At 74.6% G+C, this 18,605-nt stretch carries 16 protein-coding genes; 7 read left to right on the top strand and 9 right to left on the bottom strand.

Annotated features, from left to right (window positions below):
- Positions 1–40: 40 nt before the first annotated feature.
- From ACZ56L_RS19095 to ACZ56L_RS19080, 4 genes are all read right to left on the bottom strand, one after another.
- Positions 41–1,045, bottom strand: a complete 1,005-nt coding sequence (locus ACZ56L_RS19095) for an SCO2278 family lipoprotein (protein ID WP_471065127.1) — start codon at positions 1,043–1,045, stop codon at positions 41–43.
- Between the two features lie 122 nt (positions 1,046–1,167).
- Entirely contained in the window at positions 1,168–2,022 is an 855-nt protein-coding gene (locus tag ACZ56L_RS19090) for a heme ABC transporter ATP-binding protein (protein ID WP_471065125.1), read from the bottom strand.
- Positions 2,019–3,230 (bottom strand): FecCD family ABC transporter permease, encoded by a 1,212-nt coding sequence (locus ACZ56L_RS19085; RefSeq protein ID WP_471065123.1) that lies wholly within the window; start codon positions 3,228–3,230, stop codon positions 2,019–2,021. The genes ACZ56L_RS19090 and ACZ56L_RS19085 overlap by 4 nt, the downstream gene beginning before the upstream one ends.
- Before the next feature lie 4 nt (positions 3,231–3,234).
- Positions 3,235–4,311 carry a heme/hemin ABC transporter substrate-binding protein gene (locus ACZ56L_RS19080; RefSeq protein ID WP_380836991.1) on the bottom strand — a complete coding sequence of 359 codons (1,077 nt, stop codon included), beginning with the start codon at positions 4,309–4,311 and terminating at the stop codon, positions 3,235–3,237.
- A 160-nt stretch (positions 4,312–4,471) separates the two neighbouring features.
- Here ACZ56L_RS19080 and ACZ56L_RS19075 point away from each other — a divergent pair, with 160 nt between their 5' ends.
- From ACZ56L_RS19075 to ACZ56L_RS19065, 3 genes are all read left to right on the top strand, one after another.
- Positions 4,472–5,947, top strand: coding sequence for an HtaA domain-containing protein (locus ACZ56L_RS19075; protein ID WP_401757376.1), 1,476 nt, complete (start codon positions 4,472–4,474; stop codon positions 5,945–5,947).
- A gap of 137 nt (positions 5,948–6,084) precedes the next feature.
- Positions 6,085–7,743: an HtaA domain-containing protein gene (locus tag ACZ56L_RS19070; protein WP_468688484.1), complete on the top strand. Its 1,659-nt coding sequence runs from the start codon at positions 6,085–6,087 to the stop codon at positions 7,741–7,743.
- A 353-nt stretch (positions 7,744–8,096) separates the two neighbouring features.
- Positions 8,097–8,753, top strand: coding sequence for a PhzF family phenazine biosynthesis protein (locus ACZ56L_RS19065; RefSeq protein WP_471065120.1), 657 nt, complete (start codon positions 8,097–8,099; stop codon positions 8,751–8,753).
- A gap of 66 nt (positions 8,754–8,819) precedes the next feature.
- Here ACZ56L_RS19065 and ACZ56L_RS19060 read toward each other — a convergent pair whose 3' ends face one another.
- Both ACZ56L_RS19060 and map read right to left on the bottom strand, forming a co-directional pair.
- Positions 8,820–9,470 (bottom strand): biliverdin-producing heme oxygenase, encoded by a 651-nt coding sequence (locus ACZ56L_RS19060; protein ID WP_468688490.1) that lies wholly within the window; start codon positions 9,468–9,470, stop codon positions 8,820–8,822.
- Between the two features lie 144 nt (positions 9,471–9,614).
- Positions 9,615–10,472, bottom strand: coding sequence for a type I methionyl aminopeptidase (gene map / locus ACZ56L_RS19055; RefSeq protein WP_345223462.1), 858 nt, complete (start codon positions 10,470–10,472; stop codon positions 9,615–9,617).
- Between the two features lie 97 nt (positions 10,473–10,569).
- Between map and ACZ56L_RS19050 the strand changes: the two genes are divergently transcribed.
- On the top strand, positions 10,570–10,803 hold the full coding sequence (locus tag ACZ56L_RS19050) for a hypothetical protein (RefSeq protein WP_345223464.1): 234 nt from the start codon (positions 10,570–10,572) through the stop codon (positions 10,801–10,803).
- Between the two features lie 48 nt (positions 10,804–10,851).
- Here the strand turns inward: ACZ56L_RS19050 and ACZ56L_RS19045 are convergent, their stop codons facing one another.
- Positions 10,852–12,159 carry an MFS transporter gene (locus tag ACZ56L_RS19045; protein ID WP_401757382.1) on the bottom strand — a complete coding sequence of 436 codons (1,308 nt, stop codon included), beginning with the start codon at positions 12,157–12,159 and terminating at the stop codon, positions 10,852–10,854.
- A gap of 231 nt (positions 12,160–12,390) precedes the next feature.
- Here ACZ56L_RS19045 and ACZ56L_RS19040 point away from each other — a divergent pair, with 231 nt between their 5' ends.
- Positions 12,391–13,185, top strand: coding sequence for a site-2 protease family protein (locus ACZ56L_RS19040; RefSeq protein WP_345223467.1), 795 nt, complete (start codon positions 12,391–12,393; stop codon positions 13,183–13,185).
- Here ACZ56L_RS19040 and ACZ56L_RS19035 read toward each other — a convergent pair.
- Together ACZ56L_RS19035 and npdG are read right to left on the bottom strand one after the other, a co-directional pair.
- Positions 13,182–13,364: a hypothetical protein gene (locus tag ACZ56L_RS19035; protein ID WP_471065116.1), complete on the bottom strand. Its 183-nt coding sequence runs from the start codon at positions 13,362–13,364 to the stop codon at positions 13,182–13,184. The genes ACZ56L_RS19040 and ACZ56L_RS19035 overlap by 4 nt on opposite strands.
- Positions 13,365–13,511: 147 nt before the next feature.
- Entirely contained in the window at positions 13,512–14,231 is a 720-nt protein-coding gene (npdG, locus tag ACZ56L_RS19030; RefSeq protein ID WP_468688500.1) for an NADPH-dependent F420 reductase, read from the bottom strand.
- Between the two features lie 92 nt (positions 14,232–14,323).
- Here npdG and ACZ56L_RS19025 point away from each other — a divergent pair, with 92 nt between their 5' ends.
- Positions 14,324–14,926: a hypothetical protein gene (locus ACZ56L_RS19025; protein WP_345223472.1), complete on the top strand. Its 603-nt coding sequence runs from the start codon at positions 14,324–14,326 to the stop codon at positions 14,924–14,926.
- A gap of 320 nt (positions 14,927–15,246) precedes the next feature.
- A complete protein-coding gene (locus ACZ56L_RS19020) occupies positions 15,247–18,603 on the top strand; it encodes an ATP-binding protein (protein ID WP_471065114.1) in 3,357 nt (1,118 codons plus the stop codon).
- The last annotated feature ends 2 nt before the right edge of the window (positions 18,604–18,605 follow it).

The raw sequence follows: 18,605 nt of genomic DNA, 5'->3' as shown, positions 1-18,605 counted from the left end.
CGCCCGCGCGGCGGGGAGGCCCCGCCGGGCCCGGCCGGCGTCACGACCCCGTCGCCACCACGAGGCCCTGCACCCGGGCCGCCACCCGCACCGTTCCCGCGCCCTTCTTCGGCACCAGCGCGACCTGGCTGGAGACCCGCTCCTTCACCAGGGAGGTCTTCGGCGTGCCGGTCATCAGCGCCCGTACGTCGGGATTGATGTCCAGCAGCGGCACGCCCGGCGCCGCCGTCTGCTTCTCGAAGTGCCGCGAGGCGAAGAACACGAACGCGCCGCCGTCCTTCGTCACCAGCCCCACCGGCGCGAACGCGTCCCCCGTCAGCTCCTGGTCGAGGTACTGCATCGTCCGCCCCACCCGCTGCGCGGCCCGGGTGCGCTGCGCCAGCCACTGCGTGGTGTCCGGCCCGGGGGCGAACACCGGGGGCCTGCCCCTGTTCTGGAGGTACGAGGCGTAGTCGGCGCTCAGTCTGCGCGGCGCCACCGCGAGCGAGGAGCCGCCGTCGGCGGCGGGCCGCACGAACCCCTCCCCGTCGACGGCGAAATCGGGAACGTCCGCCTTGCGGAGCGTCAACAGGTGGGACGCTTCCCAGAGTTGGTCGGCCCCGCCGCGCACGAACACCAGCAGCCAGCGCGAGTCGGCCGCGCCGCCGTCGTCGGCGTCCCGGTTGCTGTCGGCGTCGACCGCGAACCAGCGCGGCCAGCCCGCCTTCTTCGGAATCAGGAAGCGCGCGTCCCGCAACTCCAGCGGTGTGTGGCGGGAGTTGCCGCCGGGGCTCTGCTTCTGACGGGCCTTCAGGCCGCCCTGGTTGATCGCGGCCAGCGCGCCCGTCATCCGGCCCGCGACGAGAGCCGGGTCGTACGCCTTGTCCGCCTTGTTGTAGGCGTCCGTGAAGTCCCGCAGCGCGCGGCCCGCCTCGGTCTTCGTCGCGGCCGGTACGACCTCCAGCTCGCCGTGCACCGTCACGCACCCGCTCGCCGTCAGCGCCAGGGCGGCCGCCGTCGCCAGCATCGCCGTGCGGCGTCGCAGCCCGCGCGTGTGCGTCCTCATCCGTTGCCCCCCGCGACACCCGCGCCGCCGTCGATCCCGTTGACGAGCGGAACCCTATCGGGGCGGCGGACGGCGCGGTCGCCGGGACCGGCCACGGCGGCGGGGGCGCGGTCCCGGGCGGCTCAACCGCCGTGCGGCGACGGCCTCTTGGGAACCACCAGCGGAGCGCCCGTGCGCGGGTGCGGCAGCACCTCGACCGGCTGCCGGTAGACCCGGGAGAGCAGCTCCTCGCCGAACACCTCGGCGGGCGGGCCGCAGGCGGCGATCCGGCCGCCGTGCAGCACGGCCGCCCGGTCCGCGTACGCCGCCGCGAGCCCCAGGTCGTGCAGGACAACGACGACCGCGTCCCCGGCCGCCGCCCGCTCCCGGCAGATCCGCAGCACCAGCTCCTGGTGGCGCAGGTCCAGGGCGGCTGTCGGCTCGTCGAGCAGGAGCACGGGCGCCCGCTGGGCCAGCACCCGGGCCAGCGCCACCCGGGCCCGCTCGCCGCCGGACAGCGCGCCGAAGGGGCGCGGCCCGAACGCGGCGACCTCGGTGGCGGCCATCGCCTCGGCCACCGCGCGTTCGTCCTCGTCCTCGTGCGGGGTGCCGGCCCAGGGCGCGCGGCCCATCCGTACGACGTCCTCGACGGGGAAGGGGAAGGACAGCGCGGCGGACTGCGGGAGCACCGAGCGGCGCAGGGCCAGTTCGGCGGCGGTCCACTCGCCCACGGGGCGGCCGTCGACGCGCACCGTCCCCCGCGTCGCGGCCAGGTCGGCGGCGACGGCGGCCAGCAGGGTCGACTTGCCCGCCCCGTTCGGGCCGACGAGGGCGAGCACCTCACCGGCCCGGACGGTCAGGTTGATGCCGGACAGCACCTCGTGCCGCCCGAGCCGGACGTGCAGGCCGCGGACCTCGACGGCGGCGGTCCCGGGGGCGAGGGGGGCGGGGAGCGCGCGGGTGCGGCGCGGGGAGAACAGCGTGGCGAGGGCGCTCATGCCCAACCACCTTGCTTGCGACGGGTCCGGCGCAGCAGCCAGAAGAAGAACGGGCTGCCGAGCAGGGCGGTGAGGACGCCGAGCGGGAGTTCGGCGGGGTCGGCGACGGTACGGGCCGCGAGGTCGCCCGCGAGCAGGACGATCGCGCCGCCCAGCGCGCTGCCGGGGACCAGGAAGCGGTGGCCCGGACCGTTGGCCATCCGCAGCAGGTGCGGAACGAGGAGGCCGACGAAGGTGATGATGCCCGCGACGGCCACCGCTGCGGCCGTCAGCAGGGCCACGACCAGCACCAGGGCCATCCGCATCCTCTCGACGTCCACACCGAGGTGGCGGGCCGGGCGCTCGCCCAGGGCGAGGAGGTCCAGCCTGCGGGCGTAGCAGGGGGCGACGAGCAGGCCGAGCAGCGCGCACGGCAGGACCGCGAGGACCTTCGGCCAGGTCGCCCCGGCGAGGGAGCCGAGCTGCCAGAAGGTGATCTGGGTGATCTGCGCGTTGTCCGCGAAGAAGATCGCCAGGCCGATCAGCGCTCCCGCGAAGGCGTTCACCGCGATGCCGGTGAGGATCAGCGTGACCACTTCGGTGCGGCCGCCGGAACGGGACAGGACGTACACGAGCAGCACGGTGACCAGGCCGGCGACGAACGCGCAGAACGTCACCGTCCAGTTGCCGAGGAAGCTCAGCCCCAGCGCGATGGACGCCACCGCGCCGACCGCCGCACCGGCGGAGATCCCGATGACGCCGGGCTCGGCGAGGGGGTTGCCGAACACGCCCTGCATGAGCGCGCCCGCGCAGCCGAGCGAGCCGCCGACCAGGAGGGCGAGGGCGACCCGGGGCAGCCGGATGTTCCACAGCACGCTCTCGCCGACCCGGTCCAGCGGCGCGCCGCCGAGCCCGATCCGGTGCTGCACGGAGGCCAGCACGTCGCCGGGCGAGATGTGGTACGTCCCGAGCCCGGCCGAGACCAGGGCCAGCACGAGCAGGGTGGCGGCCAGGCCGAGGGCGAGCGTGGCGGTGGTGCCGCGGCGGCCGCGCGCGGGGGGAGGTGCGGGGGTCGGCGCGGGGGCCTCCGACTCCTGTGGTGCGGGGGTGGGTTGTGGGGCTGAAGGGGTGCTGGGGGCTTCAGGGCCCTGGGGGGTTACGGAGGTCTTGGGTGCTTCGGGTGCTTCGGGTGCTTCGGGTGCTTCGGGTGCCTCGGGGGTCGCGGTCACCGGGTCACTTGTCCTTGGGGTGGAGCTGGGCGATCAGGGAGGCCAGGACCTGGTCCGTGCGGGGGCCGTAGTTGAGCAGCACGCCGTCCGGGACCGAGACGACGCGGCGGTCCAGGCCCGCCGGGGTCTCGGCGACGCCCGGGACCTTGAGCAGGCCGTCGACGCCGTTGACCGATTCGAGGCCCTTGGTCATGACCAGGATGGCGTCGGGCGCCGCCTTGACCAGCGCCTCGCTGGTGATCGCGGTGAAGTCCTTGGCCAGCCCGGAGTCCTTGCCCGCGTCGACCGCGCCCGCCGCCTCCAGCAGCGAACTCGCCCCGGAGTCCCGGCCGCCCAGCAGATAGACCGAGGCCGAGCCGCGCAGGTAGAGGAAGCTCACCCGGGGCTTCCGGCCGCCCGGGGGTGCGGGGATGTCCTTCTGGACGGCCGCGATCCGCGCCTGGGTGCGCTGCTTCAGCTCCTCGCCCGCGGGCCGCACGCCCAGGGCCGAGGCCACCGCGTCGATGCGCCTGCCGACGTCGGCGAGTTGCTTGGCCGGGGCCACGACGACCAGCGGGATGCCCGCGTCGCGGATCTGGTCGACGGCCTCGACCGGTCCCGTGGTGGTGTCGGCGAGGACGACGGTCGGCCGGAGGGACAGCACGCTCTCCGCCGACACGTCGTGGGCGCGTGTCACCACCGGGAGGCCCTTCGCCTGCTCGAAGGTGGCCGTGATGTCGCGGGCGACGACGTTCCCGCCGAGCCCGAGGGTGAAGACGATCTCACTGAGGCCGCCGGTGAGCGGGACGATGCGGTCGGTCGACGTGACCTCCACCTCCTTGCCGTCGGCCGAGGGCACGGACACCGGAAGGACCGGCTTCGGCGTGGCGGCCAACGGCTCGACGCGGTCGGGGGCGTGCTGGGCCTCGGTCCGCGCGGTGCTCCCGGAGGGCGTCGCACCGGTCGGCGTACCGCCGCAGCCCGTGGCGGCGACGGCGAGGACGAGCACGGAGACCAGCGCGCCCGCCAGCCGGGAGGGGCGCGCGGGCCGGGACGGGCGCGGGGACCGTGAGGGGTGCTGGGGCACGGCTGGCGTTCGCACGGAGCGCACCGTCCTGTTCGTTTCCGGGCGGCCGTAGTGGCCGGTGTGGCGGGGGAGTTCTGCGTGTCCGGTCCTGGCGCGAGGGGCCGAAGGGTTCCGGACGGGTCAGGTGTAGCTTAGGTTAGCCTTACCTTGCTTGCCAGACCTCGGAGGGACTCCCATGCTGCCGTCCAGACCGGCCCGCGCGTCTGCCGTCGCGCTCATCGCGGCAGTGCTGGGAGCCCTGCTCCCGGCCTCGGCCGCCCAGGCGGCACCGCGCACCGTCCAGGGCGGCAGGCTCGACTGGGGGATCAAGTCCTCCTTCCAGAGTTACGTCACCGGGCCCATCGCCAAGGGCGGCTTCACCCTCCTGGGCGGCGCCGCGACCGTCGGCGGCAGCCAGTTCCGCTTCCACTCGGCCAACGGCTCGTACGACCCGCAGAGCGGAGCCCTCAACTCCGCCTTCTCGGGCGGGGTCCGCTTCACCGGCCACCGGAAGCCGGACGGTTCGTTCGAGCTGGACCTCGTGATCAGCCGGCCCACCGTCCGTGTCTCCGGCGGTACGGGGACCCTGTTCGCCGACGTGACGAGCAGGTCCAAGGGCACCGGCAGGGTGACCCGCGCCGCTCAGATCCCGCTGGCCTCACTGGCCGTCGGCGGCATCGACATGAAGGGCGGCGGCAGTCCGGTCGCCCTCAGCAACGTGCCCGCGACGCTGACTTCGCAGGGCGCGTCCGCCTTCGCCGGGTACTACACGGCGGGCACCCGGCTCGACCCGGTCAGCCTGTCGGCGGACGTGGCGGCGGGCGTCCCGGCGGGCGCGAAGGCACCGGAGAAGCAGCCGGACGCGCGGAAGTCCGAGGCGCCCGGCGGCGAGGAGCCCGCGCAGCAGGACCAGGACGCCGGGAAGCCGGCCGGCGGCATCGAGGACGCGGCCGTCGACTGGGGCGTGCGGCGCACCTTCCGCGAGTACGTCACCGGCCCGGTCTCCCGGGGGAAGTGGGAGCTCGCGGGCGGCGCGCTGGACGGCGGGGCGCTGTTCCGCTTCCCGCGGGGCAAGGGCGCGTACGACAGCGGCAGGAAGTCATTGGACGCGCACTTCGCCGGCAGCGTCCGCTTCGCGGGCGCGCACCTGGACCTGACCCTGTCGAACGTGGGCGTGAAGGTCGCCGACGGCAAGGGCACCCTGGTCGCGGACGTCACGAGCAGGGACCCCGCGACGAAGAAGGACGTACGGACGGCCGCCGTGCCGCTGGTCACCTTCGAGGCCGGGTCGCTGGACGCCGAGGACGGTTTGGTCAGCCTCGCCGAGGCCCCGGCCACCCTGACCGAGGACGGCGCGAAGGCGTTCGGCTCGATGTACCGGGCGGGCACCGGCATGGACCCGGTCTCCCTCGCCGTCGCCGTCGACGACAGGGCGAAGCTGCCCGCGCTGCCCGACCTCGGCTCCGACACCACGACCCCCGCGACCCCCACGCCCGCACCGGCCGTGGGCAGGAAGACCGCCGCGGAGCCGGGGACGGCGAAGACCGCCGCGGCCTCCGACTCCTCCGCCGGCACCGTGACGTACCTCGCCGCGGGCGCGGTGCTCGTGGTGCTCGCCGGGGCCGCGGCGTTCGTGGTCCGCAGGCGGGGGAGCGGCGGCGCGAAGAGCTGACACCCGCACCCGACTGCCGCTTCCGACACGTCCGTGCCGCTGCCCGCGAGGGAGGGGCGGCGCGGGACCGCCCCCTCCCCCGCACGTGTCACCCCCCTTTTTTTGTTCGCCGTACTTCCGACAGGAGTTCCCCGACCATGGCAGCAACCCGCCGCCGTATCACCCTGGCCGCAGCCGTCGCGACGGCCGCCGCCGTCGGCGCCACCGCCTTCACCCTCCCGGCCGTCGCGGCCGACGCCCCCGCGGACGGCGGGGCAGCGGGCCCGATCGTGGGCGCGACCCTGGACTGGGGCGTGTTCACCAAGTTCCGTACGTACGTCACCGGGCCCATCGCACAGGGCAAGGTCGAGCTGTCCGGCGGCGTCAAGCAGGCCGCGGGCAACGGGGCGTTCACCTTCGGGGGCGGCAGGACGGCGTACGACACCGTCACGCACGCCAGCACCACCGCGCTCGACGGCGCGGTCCGCTTCACCGGGCACGGCGGCAAGCTGGACCTGACGCTGTCCGACCTCAAGGTCAGGACGACCCGCACCGGCGGCACGATCTCCGCCGACGTGAAGTCGGCCGGTCCGGACGGCAAGCCGGTCCTGAGCGACGACGTCGAGCTGGTCACGCTGACGATGGTCAAGCCCGGCGCCGGCAAGGACGCGATGGTCTTCAAGGACATGCCGACCGCGCTGACGGAGGCGGGCAGCGCGGCCTTCAACAAGATGTACGACCCGAAGCTGGCCTTCGACGCGGCGACGCTGACGGTGCCGACGGGGGAGCCGAAGCCGGACCCCAAGCCGGACCCCAAGCCGGACCCCGACCCGAAGCCGAATCCCGACCCGAAGCCAAATCCCGACCCCAAGCCCAACCCCGACCCGAAGCCGGACCCCGAGCCCGATCCGAAGCCGCCGGTCGAGGACGCCAAGGGCGCCATCGTGGACGGCAACCTCGACTGGGGCGTCCACGACCGCTTCCTGAAGTACGTCACCGGGCCCATCGCGCACGGCAGGGCCGAACTGTCCGGCGGCGCGGCCAAGGCCGGCAGCGGCTTCCGCTTCCCGAAGGGCAGGGGAGCCTTCGACGCCGAGAAGCAGAACCTCTCCGCCGCCTTCGACGGCAGGATCCGCTTCCTGGGCCACGAGACGAACGGCGTCCACGCCCTCGACCTCAGCTTCTCCGCGTTCAAGGTCGAGATGAAGGGCGGCAGGGCGGGGCTGGTCGCCGATGTCGCGACCAAGGAGCGCGCCGCCGACGACAAGCCCGGCAAGGCCGTCGAGTACAAGGCCCTGACCATCGCCGAGCTGACGCCGAAGGGCGGGCTCGACGTCGTCGACGGCGTCGTCAAGCTCACCGAAGTCCCGGCCAGGCTGACGGCGGACGGCTCCAAGGCGTTCGGCGGGATGTACCCGGCGGGCGAGCAGTTGGCTCCGCTGACGGTCGCCGTCTCGGTCGACAAGGGCGCGCAACTGCCCGGGCCGGGCACGACGACGGGGGGCGGCACGGGCACGGCGGGCGGCGCCGGCACGGCGGGCGGCGCCGGCACCACCGGCACCTCCGGTGGTGACGCCGCGACGGCCGGCGGCGCCGGGACCGTGGGCGGCGGTGGCACCGTGGGCGGTGCGGGCGCCGCGGAGGGTGTGACGGGCGGCTCGGTCGGCGGCGGTACGGGCCCGGCCGCGGCGGGCAACCTGGCCGCGACCGGGGCGTCGACGCCGACGGCGGCGCTGCTCGGGGCGGCGGGGGCGTTGGCGGTGGCCGGGGGCGGAGTCGTCTACGCGGCCCGCCGCCGGGCCGGCCGCCGGGCCTGACCGGAGCCCCGGCGGGCGTCCCCGGCCCCGTCGTGCGCCGCACCCGGCGCGGGGGACGCCCGCGGCGCTGCCCCGGTCCCGCCCCTCCACCTGAAGCGCTCGGCCGCGCGGCTCGTGACGGGTTGCTCGCGCCGTTCCCCGCGCCCCTTTCCGGGGCGCGGGGCTGTGTCGAGGTGCGGCTCCGCCGCGCGGGCGCGACCAGCCGCAACGCACCCGCACGCAACCGCCCGCCAGGCCCCGCAGGGTCACGGGGAGGAGCGGGCGGGGGAGAGACCCGCCCCGGCGTCGGGCGCCGGCGCCCGGCCCCGTACCGTGCCCCCGGCGGCCCGCCCTCCCCCCGGCAAAATACCCCCGTGAACACCCTCGACCTCCTCCACGTCTTCTGCAGCCCCACCGGCGCCCACGGCAACGCCCTCGGTGTCGTCCGGGACGCCCCCCGCAGCCACCCCGACCCCGCGTCCCGCGAGGCCCTCGCCCGTGAACTCGGCCTCAGCGAGACCGTGTTCGTCGACGACCCCGAGCGCGGCGTCCTCGACATCCGCACGCCCTCCAGCCGCCTCCCGTTCGCCGGGCACCCCCTCGTCGGGGTCGCCTGGCTGCTCGACATCGAGGTGCTGGAGCTGCCGGTCGGCGACGTCTTCGCGCGCCAGGACGGCGAGTTCACCTGGATCACCGCCCGCGCCGAGTGGGCCCCGCCCCGCGCTCTTCAGCAGTACGCGAGCGCGGCCGAGGTCGACGCCCTGCCCGCGCCGCCGCCCGGCGAGGGCTGGCTCTACGCCTGGGCCTGGGAGGACGAGGCGGCCGGGCGGGTGCGGGCCCGGGGCTTCCCGCGCCGGGGCGACGGCATCGACGAGGACGAGGCGACCGGGGCCGCCGCCCTCCAGCTCACCGCCGCGCTCGGCCGTGCCCTCAACATCACGCAGGGCAGGGGCTCGCAGCTCCTCACCGCCCCCGGTCCCGACGGCCTGATCGAGCTCGGCGGACGCGTCCGCTTCGCCGCCCGCGCGTAGCGGCGGCGCGAGAAGGGCCCGCACCGTCCCCGGTGCGGGCCCTTCTCACTGGCGTACCGTCACGGCCTATGCGCTGAGCGGGAATTCGCCGCCCAGCTCGCGGAAGACCGACCCGTTGAAGTCGAACGCCCTCTTGCACTCCTCGATGATGCGCTTCTTCTCCAGCTCGTCCGCCGGGACCGCGTCCAGCAGCTCCCGGTAGTTCCGCTTGAACGCGGCCGGGTTGGCGACGCCCTCGAAGACGTAGAAGCGCACGCCGTCGCCCTTGCGGGCGAAGCCCCAGGTCTTCTCCGCCCTGTCGCGGATGATCTGGCCGCCCGAGAGGTCGCCGAGGTAACGGGTGTAGTGGTGGGCGACGTATCCGCCCGGCCACGTCGCCGCGCACTCGGTGACACGTGCCGCGTACGCCGCCGTCGACGGGAGGGCGACGAGGCCGTCCCGCCAGTCCGCGCCGCGCAGGTGCGCCAGGTCGCGCTCCAGCTCCGCGACGCGCATCAGCTCGGGCTGTATGAACGGGCCCGCGACCGGGTCGTCGCCGAGCGGACCGGCGGCGTCCTCCAGGGCCTTGTAGACGAACCAGAGCTGCTCGGTGTAGCGCGTGTACGCGTCCACGCCGAGCCTGCCGCCGAGGAGGTCGCTCATGAACGTCGAGGTCTCCGCCTCCGTGTGCTGCTCGTGCGAGGCGACACGGATCTGGGTGGAGAAGGGGGTGTCCAAAGCGGACCTCCGGGGACAGAGCGGACGGGAGGAAGGAGCGGTGGTGGCAGCAGGGGCGCCCGCCACCACCGATCTTCGCTGCTTAGGGTTACCTAAGTCAACCGCTTCCCGACAACCTGTCGGTAAAAAACCACTGTGCTCCGGCTACGGCAGCGTGAGGATGTCCGCCCCGGTCTCCGTCACCACCAGCGTGTGCTCGAACTGGGCAGTGCGCTTGCGGTCCTTGGTGACGACCGTCCAGCCGTCCTCCCACATGTCGTACTCGTGGGTGCCGAGCGTGAGCATCGGCTCGATCGTGAACGTCATGCCGGGCCGCATGACCGTCGTCGCGTGCGGGCTGTCGTAGTGCGGCACGATCAGGCCGGAGTGGAAGGACGTCGAGATGCCGTGCCCGGTGAAGTCCCGTACGACGCCGTAGTTGAAGCGCTTGGCGTACGACTCGATGACCCGGCCGATGACATTGATCTGACGGCCCGGCTTGACCGCCTTGATGGCCCGGTTCAGGGACTCGCGGGTGCGCTCCACCAGCAGCCTCGACTCCTCGTCGACGTCGCCGCAGAAGTAGGTGGCGTTGTTGTCGCCGTGCACGCCGTTGAGGTAGGCGGTCACGTCGAGGTTCACGATGTCGCCGTCGTTGAGGACGGTCGAGTCGGGGATGCCGTGGCAGATGACCTCGTTGACCGAGCTGCACAGCGACTTGGGGAAGCCCCGGTAGCCGAGGGTCGAGGGGTACGCCCCGTGGTCCAGCATGAACTCGTGCGCGACCCGGTCGAGCTCGTCGGTGGTCACGCCGGGCGCGATGTGCTTGGCGGCCTCCTCCATCGCGCGGGCGGCGATGCGGCCCGCGACACGCATGCGCTCGATGGTGTCGGAGTCCTGGACCTCGGGCCCGGTGTACGGGGCCGGGGCGGGTTTCCCGACGTACTCGGGACGCCGGATGTTGCCGGGGACGGAACGGACGGGAGAGAGCTCGCCTGGTACGAGCAGCGACTGGCCAGACATGCCGACGAGTGTAGTTCGGGGTACGGGGGCACTATGGCGGCAGAGCGAACGCGCGAACGACGCGTGACGACGCGAGAAGCACAAGGAGCGCAAGGCCATGGCCCTGTTCAAACGCCGTACGACCGGCAAGCCCGGCGAGTGGTTCTACTGCCTGGAGCACAAGACCGTCGAGGAGGGCCCCCAGTGCCCCTCCAAGGACCGCTTCGGGCCCTACGCCTCCCGTGCGGAGGCCCAGCACGCCATGGAGACCGCCCGCGAACGGAACCTGGAGTGGGAGAACGACCCCAAGTGGCACGACAAGGGCGGCTCCGCGGGCACGCCGCAGAGCTGAGCCGCGACGCCGCCCGCCCCCGGCACGGCGGAGCCGCACCCCGCCGTCCTAGGCCGCTGCGGGCGCGCCCTCGGCCCCCTCGGCGGCCTCCGCCTCGCGCTGGGCGCGCCGCAGCATCGCGTCCTCGTCGGTCTGCGCGTCGTACGACATGAGCTTGGGCAGTACGGCGGCCAGCAGCCCCACCGCCACCACGCAGGCCGCGCCGCCGCTCCACACCGCGCCCCGCACGCCGGTCCAGCTCGCGACCGCGCCCGCGCGGACCTGGCCGAGCTGGGGGCCGCAGCTGTACGAGAGGATCTCGATGCCGGCGAGCCGGCCGCGCAGCTCCTCCGGGATGGTCTGGTTCCAGATGGTGGAGCGGCCCAGGCCGCTGATCATGTCGCCGCCGCCCGCGACCGCGATGCACAGCAGGACCAGCCAGATGTTGCTGGTCAGGCCCGCCGCGCCCATCGCCAGGCCCCAGCCCATGGCGCCCAGCACGACCATCCGCCCGTGCCGCCGCACCTTGGAGGCCCAGCCGCTGGTCAGGCCGACGACGCAGGCGCCGAGCGGCATGGCCGCGTACATCAGGCCCAGCGCCCACTCGGCGTCCAGGTCCTTCGCGAGGAAGGGGAAGATCGCGGTCGGGAAGGCGAGGAACATCGCCGCCAGGTCTATCCCGTACGTGCCCAGCAGCACCGGCTTGCTCCAGGCGTAGCGCGCGCCCTCCGCGATGCCGCGCAGGGACGGCTTCTGGGCGTCCTTGGTGGCCGGCGCGGGCGACAGCCGCAGGCACATCAGCACCGAGGCGGCGAATCCGACGACGGTGACGGAGTACGCGGTCGGGGTGCCCGCGTACGCGACGACGACGCCCGCGAGCGCCGGGCCCGCGATGGCCCCGACCTGCCAGCGCAGCGCGTTGAGCGCGGCGGCGGCGGTGAGCTGGTCGTGCGGGACGATACGGGCCATCAGGGAGTCGAGGGCGGGCCGCTGGAGCCCGGACAGGGCGGCGACACCCGCCGCGACCACGTACAGCGGCCAGAGCATGGGCCGCGGCAGCAACGCGTTCACCAGGAGCACCACCGCCAGCACCCCGAGCCCGATCTCGGTCAGCAGGATGATCCGCTTGCGGTCGACGGCGTCGGCCAGCGCCCCTCCGTACAGGCCGAAGACGATCAGCGGCACCAGTTCGACGGCCCCGATCGCGCCGACGGCCAGTGGCGAGTCGGTGAGGTGGGCGATCTGGAGCGGCATGGCGACCAGGGCCATGGAACTGCCGAAGAAGGCGACGATCCCCTGCACCCACAGCAGCCGGAAATCGGCCGACGAGCGCCAAGGGGAGAGATCGGGGAGGAGGGAGGAGAGCTTTCGGGACACGAGGTGCCATACTCCGTGTCCGGAATGCGCGAGGCAACTCCATTTCGCTTCCCCGGGCCCCCGTCGGGCCCCGCGGAGCCGCCCGACCGGCCCCCTCGCCCACCCGCACGCAAACCGTCCACAGCCCTCTCCCGCCGGGAACCCCCGTGCCGGGTCCGGGCGTTCCACCTCGTGCGCGGGTACGGTCGACGCCCGCCCCGCACCGCCCGCCGCACCCCAGGAGCCGCCCCCATGACCACCGCCATCAGTCGCAGGGATCGCCGGATCAGTCCGGTCTTCCTCGGCATCGTCGCCGTCATGGCGGTCGCCGGCTGGGCCGTCTGGACGGGCTTCGCGGCCTCCACCGGCTTCGCCGTGTTCCTCTTCGTGACGGCGGCCTGGATCGTCTCCCTCTGCCTCCACGAGTACGCGCACGCCCGCACCGCCCTGCACAGCGGTGACATCACCATCGGCGCGAAGGGCTACCTCACCCTCAACCCGCTGAAGTACACGCACGTCCTGCTGAGCATCGTGCTGCCGCTGGTCTTCGTGATCATGGGCGGCATCGGCCTGCCCGGCGGCGCGGTCTTCATCGAGCGGGGCCGCATCCAGGGCCGCTGGAAGCACAGCCTGATCTCGGCGGCGGGCCCGCTCACCAACGTCCTCTTCGCGGTCGTGTGCACCGCGCCGTTCTGGCTGGGCGCGCTGGACGGCGTCCCGACGCCCTTCCGGTACGCGCTGGCGTTCCTCGCGCTGCTCCAGGTCTCGGCGGCGCTGCTGAACTCCCTGCCGGTGCCCGGTCTCGACGGGTACGGCGTGCTGGAGCCCTGGCTCTCGTACCGGATGCGGCGGCAGATCGAGCCGTACGCGCCCTTCGGGCTGCTCCTCGTCTTCGCCCTGCTGTGGGTGCCGGAGGTCAACCGGGTCTTCTTCGACGTGATCTACGGCATCACGGGCGGCCTCGGGGTGGGCGAGGCCGAGGCCTACTGCGGCCGCGACCTGTTCCAGTTCTGGCAGGCGGACGTCCCGTTCTGCGCGGCGCCCTAGGCGGAGGCGGCTTCCTTCTCGGCCCTGGCCCGGCGCAGGTAGTACCAGGCCATGTTCGAGGAGACGCCCGCCAGCAGGATCCACACGATCCCGAGCAGGCTGCCCTCGACGAAGGAGACCACGGCGGCGGCGACTGAGAGGACGCAGACGACCAGGGCGTACAGAGCGAGGCGGGGCATGGGGGACGACTCCTGTCGGAACGGACGGCGTACGGCTCGCGGGACGCGCACCGTCGGACGCCCTGCGGATCGCGGGGCGCGCGCCGTCCCGTCGGACGGCGCGCGCACGCACACGACCCGTCCAGTGTCCCCCATGCCCGGATCGCCTTATACGTCGGTCACGCGCAGACCGGCGTGCGCCTTGTAGCGGCGGTTCACCGAGATCAGGTTGGCCACCAGCGACTCGACCTGGTGGGCGTTGCGCAGCCGGCCCGCGAAGACGCCGCGCATGCCCGGGATGCGGGCGGCCAGCGCCTGCACGAGGTCGGTGTCGGCGCGCGCCTCGCCGAGCACCATCACGTCGGTGTCGATCTCCTCGACCGCGGTGTCCTGGAGCAGGACGGCTGAGAGGTGGTGGAAGGCAGCCGTGACGCGCGAGTCCGGCAGCAGGGCGGCGGCCTGCTCGGCGGCACTGCCCTCCGCGGGCTTCAGCGCGTACGCGCCCTTCTTGTCGAAGCCGAGCGGGTTCACGCAGTCGACGACCAGCTTTCCGGCCAGCTCCCCCCGCAGCGACTCCAGCGTCTTGGCGTGCCCGTCCCACGGCACGGCCACGATCACGACGTCGCTGCGGCGCGCGCACTCGGCGTTGTCCGCGCCCTCGACGCCGAGCCCGAGCTCGCCGGCCGCCGCCTCGGCCCGCTCGGCCGCCCGCGAGCCGATGATCACCTTCTGGCCGGCCCGCGCGAGCCGGTACGCGAGGCCGCGCCCCTGGTCGCCGGTGCCGCCGAGGACGCCGACGACGAGCCCGGAGACGTCGGGCAGGTCCCACGGGTCCTTGAGGGGCTTCTTCGGGGCCTCGGGCTGGGGGGTCTGTGAAGTGGAAGTCATGGCCCGACCCTACGTGCAGCCGGTCCGCTCTTCCGGGTGAGTCCTCGCCCTCCGGCGTACGCGGCCCGCTCCGCGCGGCGAGGATCGCGGGCATGGATGCCGTGAGGGTCGCACTGCTGCGGGAAGTCCTGGCCGGTACGCAATGGCTGGACACGACGAGACGCTTCGCCGGGGTGCTGCGCGCCTCGGTCTCACCGCCGTCCGCCGGGGGCCTGCTCCTGGTCGGCACCCGGACCTACGAACCCTGGCACCTGGCCGCCCACCTGATGGACGAGGCCGCCTGGTCGGGGCTGCCGACCCTGGCCCCCACGCTCGTACGGCACCAGGTCGGCCCGCACGACCCCGCGCACCTCTCGGTGGGCCTGGGCCGGCTGGCGGCGGCGGGCCGGGGCGAGACGCTGCTGGTGGTGTCGGGGCCGACGGGCCCGGACGCGGACCTGCTGGAACGCGTCCACGACGTACGCCGGGCGGGCTCGACGGTCCTGGCCCTGACGGGCTCGGCCGCGGACACCGAACTCCCCTCCCTCGCCCACGAACTGCTCGCCGTCCCCCCGGACGGGGAGGTGGACCTGGACACGGCCCAGCACCTGGTGAGCGCGGCGGCGGGCGAGAACCCACCCCGCACGGGCCGCGGCCGGGGCCGCCTCTGGCGCGTCATCGAGGGCCTGACGGCCCCGGCCCCGGACCGCTGGTGAGCCGCGGGTGACCTCCGGCGGGGGGCGGGGCCGTGCCGCACATGCGGCTCCGCCGCGCGGGCGCGACCAGCCACCCGCCCACCCGCACGGAACCGCGCACCGCAGCCGAGCCGCACGCGCCGCCACCGGCACGGAACCGTGCACCGCGACCGAGCTGTACGCGCCGCCACCGGAGCGGAACCGTGCACCGTGGTCGAGCCGTACGCGTCGCCACCGGCACGGAACCGCGCCCCGCTGCCGAACCCCACGCACCACCACCGGAACGGGCCCGCCCGAGGGCCCGGCAACCCGAACCGCCGGGACCCGGGGACAATGGCCCGGTGCGTTATCAGATCCTCGGCCCCGCCCGAGCCCTCCGCGCCGACGGCACCCCCGCCCCCCTCGGCGGCCCCCGCCTGCGCGCGGCGCTCACCGTGCTGGCGCTGCGCCCGGGCCGGGCCGTCCCGGTGTCCGTGCTCGTGGACGAGGTGTGGGGCGACTCCGACGCCCCGCCCGCCGACGCCCCCGCCGCCGCCCAGGCCCTGATCGCCCGCCTGCGCCGGGCGCTGGGCCGGGACGCCGTCGCCTCCCGGCACGGCGGGTACGCCCTGGTCGCCGACCCCGACGCCGTCGACCTGCACCGCTTCGAGCGCCTCACCGCCGAGGGCGTCCGCGCCCTCGCCGAGGGCGACCCCGCCAAGGCCGCCGCCCTCCTGGACGACGCGCTCGCCCTCTGGCCGGACGAGAGCGGCCCCGCCCTCGCCGACCTCCCCGCCCTGGCCGCCGATGCGGCCCGCTGGGACGGCCGCCGGCTGGACGCCCGCCGGACCCGCCTCGCGGCCTGCCTCGCGCTGGGCCGCGCCGAGGAGGCACTCCCCGAACTCACCGCCCTGGCCGCCCGCCACCCCCTGGACGAACCCCTCCAGGCCCTGCGCCTGCGCGCCCTGCACGCGACGGGCCGCACCGCCGAAGCCCTGGCCGCGTACGAGACCGTGCGCGGCGGACTCGCCGACCGTCTCGGCATCGACCCCTCCCCGGAACTGCGCGCCCTGCACGCCGAGTTGCTGGCCTCCCCGCCGCCTCGGGCCCAGCCCCCGGCCCCCGCCGCCGCCCCCGCCGGCAACCTCCGCGCCCGCCTCACCTCCTTCGTCGGCCGTGAGGGCGACATCGAGACCATCCGCGACGACCTGGCCCGGGCCCGGCTGGTGACCCTGCTGGGCCCCGGCGGCGCGGGCAAGACCCGCCTCTCGCAGGAGGCGGCCGAACCCGACGCGGCCTGCTGGCCCGACGGCACCTGGCTGGTGGAACTGGCCCCCGTCGACGACCCCGAGGCCGTTCCCGACGCCGTCCTCACCGCGCTCGGCGCCCGTGAGACCCTGCTGCGCGCCGCCGAGACCATGCGGGCCGCCGACCGCACCGCCGACGACCCGCTGGTGCGCCTGGTCGAGCACTGCGCGCACCGCCGCATGCTGCTCCTGCTCGACAACTGCGAGCACCTCCTGGACGCCGCCGCCCACCTCGCCGAACACCTCCTGGCCCACTGCCCCCACCTCACCGTGCTCGCCACCAGCCGCGAACCCCTGGGCGTGCCGGGGGAGCTGGTCCGCCCGGTCGACCCGCTGCCGCAGCCGGCGGCGCTGCGGCTGTTCGCCGAGCGGGGGGCCGCCGCCCGGCCGGGTTTCCGTACCGAGGACGACCCGGCGGCCGCCGCCGAGATCTGCCGGCGCCTGGACGGGCTTCCGCTCGCCATCGAGCTGGCCGCCGCCCGCCTGCGGATGCTGACCCCGCGGCAGATCGCGGACCGGCTGGACGACCGGTTCCGGCTGCTCACGGCGGGGGCGCGGACCGTACTGCCGAGGCAGCAGACGCTGCGCGCGGTCGTCGACTGGTCGTGGGACCTCCTGGACGAGCCCGAACGCGCCGTGCTGGCCGCCCTGTCCACCTTCTCCGGCGGCTGCGACCTGGCCGCCGCCGAGGACGTCTGCGGACCCGACGCCCTCGAACTGCTCGGCTCACTGGTCGACAAGTCGCTCGTCGTCGCCGCCCCCGCCGAGCCGGACGGCGAGATGCGCTACCGGCTCCTGGAGACCGTCTCGGAGTACGCCGCCGAGCGCCTCGCGGAGTCCGGCGAGCGCGCGGCCGTCGAGCGCCGCCACCTCGTCCACTTCCGGGAACTGGCCCGCACCGGCAACACCCTGCTGCGCGGCCACCAGCAGCTCCACTGGATCGCCCGCTTCCAGACCGAGTACGAGAACCTGCGCACCGCCCTGCGCCGCGCGGTCGCCGCCGAGGACGAACAGGAGGCGCTGGTCCTCGTCCACAGCATGTCCTGGTACTGGCACGTCCGCGACCTGCGCGCCGACCAGCGGCACTGGACGCGGGCCGCGATGGAGCTGGGCCCCGACCCGTTCGCCGGGCCCGTCGAGCCCGCCCCCGACGTGTTCGAGCAGTGCACCGACGCGCCCCCGCCGATGCGTCCCGAGGTGCTCCAGGAGGCGAGGCGCGGGGTCCGGCTGCTCAACCTGATCAGCATGAACCACGACCTGGACGTCTGGTTCACCCCCGAGGCCAAGGAGTGGCTGAACCGGGTCGTCGCCACCTACCGGCCCGGAATGCCGCAGACCTGCCGCACCCCCGGCTCCATGTGGATCATGGCCCTGCTGATGACCAGCCGGAACAGCGAGAAGCTGCGGGAGGCGATCGACACGACCGTCCAGGCGTGCCGGGACTTCGGTTACGAATGGGAGCTGGCCGGCGCCCTGGAGATGCGCGCCAACATCTCCGCCAACCACACCGCCTGGGCGGGCGACGCCCGCCGGGACGCCGCCGAGAGCCTGGAGATCTTCGAGCGGCTCGGCGACGCCTGGGGCGCCGCGGAGTCCCTCTCGGCGCGCGGCGAGGCGTACGAACGGCTCGGCGACTACGCGCGCGCCGCGGACGCCTACCGCGTCGCGATCGAGCACACCAGCACGCTCCGGGCCCGCGCCCAGACCACGCTGCTGCGCATCAGGCTGGCGGGCACGCTCATCGAGCTCGACGACGGCGAGGAGGGCGAGGCCATCCTGCGGGAGGTGCTCGACGACACCGAGGGCCAGAGCGTCGAGGTGCGCCCGGCCGCCCGGATCTTCCTCGGCATCCGCCTCGCCCGCACCGGCCGCCTGGCCGAGGCCCACGCGGAACTGTCGCTGCTGCGCGACACCTTCGACAACGGCAACCTGATGATCTTCGACGGGTTCTCGCTGGGCCTGCTCGCCTGGGTGGAGAACCTCCGGTCCTCGTACCAGGAGGCGCTCGCCCTCGGGGCGCTCGCCCTGGGGCGCTCCCACGACCAGTTGTCCATGATGGTCGCCCCGCAGATGCCGGCCGTGCATCTGATGACGATCGCGGGATCGCTGGCCGGGCTCGCCACGGGCGAGGACGACCCGGCCCGGCGCCGGGCGCTGGCCGCCGACGCGGCCAGGCTGCTCGGGGCGTACGCGCGCCACCTCCCCGAGGGGCACTTCGTCAACCAGCAGGAGGCCGGCGCCCGGGACTTCGCCGTCGGCCTGTCCCGCGGCGTCCTGGACGCCGCCGACGAGCGGGCCTACGAGCGCGCCCGCGCCGAGGGCGGCGGCCTCTCCGTGGAGGAGGCCACCGCCCTGGTGTACGCGCGACGCGACGAGTACCGGAAGGAGGGGGAAGGGGCGCCGGGCCCCTGAGC

It is taken from the genome of Streptomyces sp. NPDC039736 (assembly GCF_055596485.1).
This window is presented reverse-complemented; position numbering and strand designations above follow the sequence as displayed.

Bases quoted from the DNA above. Each gene is read 5' to 3' on its own strand.
- ACZ56L_RS19095 (WP_471065127.1), bottom strand. From the start codon at position 1,045: ATGAGGACGCACACGCGCGGGCTGCGACGCCGCACGGCGATGCTGGCG.
- ACZ56L_RS19090 (WP_471065125.1), bottom strand. From the start codon at position 2,022: ATGAGCGCCCTCGCCACGCTGTTCTCCCCGCGCCGCACCCGCGCGCTC.
- ACZ56L_RS19075 (WP_401757376.1), top strand. From the start codon at position 4,472: ATGCTGCCGTCCAGACCGGCCCGCGCGTCTGCCGTCGCGCTCATCGCG.
- ACZ56L_RS19070 (WP_468688484.1), top strand. From the start codon at position 6,085: ATGGCAGCAACCCGCCGCCGTATCACCCTGGCCGCAGCCGTCGCGACG.
- map (WP_345223462.1), bottom strand. From the start codon at position 10,472: ATGTCTGGCCAGTCGCTGCTCGTACCAGGCGAGCTCTCTCCCGTCCGT.
- ACZ56L_RS19050 (WP_345223464.1), top strand. From the start codon at position 10,570: ATGGCCCTGTTCAAACGCCGTACGACCGGCAAGCCCGGCGAGTGGTTC.
- ACZ56L_RS19040 (WP_345223467.1), top strand. From the start codon at position 12,391: ATGACCACCGCCATCAGTCGCAGGGATCGCCGGATCAGTCCGGTCTTC.
- ACZ56L_RS19035 (WP_471065116.1), bottom strand. From the start codon at position 13,364: ATGCCCCGCCTCGCTCTGTACGCCCTGGTCGTCTGCGTCCTCTCAGTC.
- npdG (WP_468688500.1), bottom strand. From the start codon at position 14,231: ATGACTTCCACTTCACAGACCCCCCAGCCCGAGGCCCCGAAGAAGCCC.
- ACZ56L_RS19025 (WP_345223472.1), top strand. From the start codon at position 14,324: ATGGATGCCGTGAGGGTCGCACTGCTGCGGGAAGTCCTGGCCGGTACG.